At 49.3% G+C, this 827-nt stretch carries 1 protein-coding gene; it reads right to left on the bottom strand.

What is annotated here, in order from left to right; translation table 11 throughout:
* Positions 1-827, bottom strand: an 827-nt coding sequence (locus tag IE080_RS19370) for a hypothetical protein (RefSeq protein WP_229800758.1), incomplete at both ends; no start/stop codon positions are given.

Below are 827 nucleotides of genomic sequence, written 5' to 3'. Positions count from 1 at the left end.
CGTGTTCGGTGCTACCGTTATTGTCCCATCAGGGTTCAACGTCAACTCAGGGTCTGAACTTACTACCGTCAAGGTCACATCTGATGGATCTACAAGATCACCGTTTAAGGTATCGTTACCCAATACGCTCGCTGTTGTTCCGCCAGCTGCTCCGTTGATCGGGCCGAAGTCATCATCATTAGCATCTATTCTTGGTGCAGCTACAGTTACCGTTACAGTCGCTGTGTCACAGTTGCCAGGATTCAATACCTCACAGATGCTATAGGTCAACTCGTAATCTCCCGCAGGCGTGTTCGGTGCTACCGTTATTGTCCCATCAGGGTTCAACGTCAACTCAGGGTCTGAACTTACTACCGTCAAGGCCACATCTGATGGATCTACAAGATCACCGTTCAAGGTATCGTTACCCAATACGCTCGCTGTTGTTCCGCCATCTGCTCCGTTGATCGGGCCGAAGTCATCATCATTAGCATCTATTCTTGGTGCAGCTACAGTTACCGTTACAGTCGCTGTATCACAGTTGCCAGGATTCAATACCTCACAGATGCTATAGGTCAACTCGTAATCTCCCGCAGGCGTGTTCGGTGCTACCGTTATTGTCCCATCAGGGTTCAACGTCAACTCAGGGTCTGAACTTACTACCGTCAAGGTCACATCTGATGGATCTACAGGGTCTCCGTTTAAGGTATCGTTACCCAATACGCTCGCTGTTGTTCCGCCAGCTGCTCCGTTGATCGGGCCGAAGTCATCATCATTAGCATCTATTCTTGGTGCAGCTACAGTTACCGTTACAGTCGCTGTGTCACAGTTGCCAGGATTCAATAACT

Origin of the sequence: Mongoliitalea lutea (assembly GCF_014652135.1) — a bacterium.
In the GTDB taxonomy this organism is placed as follows: domain Bacteria; phylum Bacteroidota; class Bacteroidia; order Cytophagales; family Cyclobacteriaceae; genus Mongoliitalea; species Mongoliitalea lutea.
The sequence above is the reverse complement of the archived record's forward strand: the minus strand, read 5'-3'. Positions and strand labels throughout refer to the sequence as shown.